The sequence below is a fragment of the Pseudomonas sp. K5002 genome (assembly GCF_013386655.1).
Taxonomy (GTDB): Bacteria; Pseudomonadota; Gammaproteobacteria; order Pseudomonadales; family Pseudomonadaceae; genus Aquipseudomonas.
Genome location: NZ_JACARK010000153.1, coordinates 1,222 through 2,389, shown reverse-complemented (window position 1 = coordinate 2,389; position 1,168 = coordinate 1,222). Strand labels below are relative to the sequence as shown.

Below are 1,168 nucleotides of genomic sequence, written 5' to 3'. Positions count from 1 at the left end.
GAGGACTTTCCCGATCAGCGTTGCCGACGCCGGTTTGGGCAGGCAGCCGAGCACGTTGAGCCCCAACTGTCGGGCCATGTGCGCCACGCCTTCCAGCACATCCGGCTCGGCGTTGCTCAGCAGGATCAATACCTGAGCCTGGCGGCGCTCGGCCATTTCCCGAATCAGCTCAAGGCCATCACCCTGCTCCAGGTACAGATCGCAAATCGCGATGTCCACCGCGCCCTTGCTCTCCAGTGACTGGCGAGCGGCGTCGACCGTTTCGGCCGTGCGTACATTGAATACGCCGTTGGCGTTGAGCATCTGATGCAGGGCCATCAGTTGGAACGGGTTATCTTCGAGGATCAGGACGTTGAGGGAGCGCATGAAAAACGTTACCGGGGAGAAGCGAAGGTGCACAGACTAATAAAAACCCCGCGCCTTCCCCATAGGACATGTCTTATTCGGACGGGTCCAGATAAGCCTCAAGCTCGACCTGGAATTCGATCAATGCTTCGCGCAGCGCTAACCAATGCATTTCAATCTCAGCGTTGCGCTGCTCCCGAATACACCCTTCCAGCGCAACGCAGGCCTTGGCCAGCGGCAGCGCATCCACCAGGCAGCATATGCCCTTCAGGCGGTGCAGCGAGGCGGCCAGCCGGACCTGGTCGTGGTCCGCCATGGCGGAGGCCATCAGGTTATGCTCCTGCTCAAGGCTCCTCGCCAGCTCCTGCAGCATCCGCTGCAAAACCGGTCCGTCGGCCTGGGTCATGGTGCGCAGGGTCTGGATGCTGAAAGAGCGTGCAGGCACGACGCGGGCGAGCACACGCGTCCAGTGCTCAAGGGTCACGGGCTTGACCAGCAGTTCATCCATTCCCGCCTCCCGGCAGCGCTGCTGTTCATCATCCAGGGCATTCGCCGTGCAACCCACCAGCGCCAGGCGTGGCCGTTGCTCCTGGGCTTCCAGCCGGCGGATGGCCTCACTCAAGGCGTAGCCGGACATGCCCGGCATATTGCAATCGGTGACCAGGACGTCAAACACCTCATGGTGCCAACGCTGCAAGGCCGCTTCGGCCGAGTCGACGGCCACTACTTGATGACCCAGGAACTGCAACTGCTGAACCAGCACCAGCCGATTGGCCGGCAGGTCATCCACCACCAACACCGACAGGTTGCGGCCGGCCACCAG

General features: G+C 62.2%; 2 protein-coding genes. Both read right to left on the bottom strand.

Annotated features, from left to right (window positions below):
• Window positions 1–366 (bottom strand): response regulator (locus HX846_RS08690; RefSeq protein ID WP_178965263.1); only part of this gene is annotated, 366 nt, incomplete at its 3' end.
• Window positions 367–439: 73 nt separating this feature from the next.
• Window positions 440–1,168 (bottom strand): hybrid sensor histidine kinase/response regulator (locus tag HX846_RS08685; protein WP_178965262.1); only part of this gene is annotated, 729 nt, incomplete at its 5' end.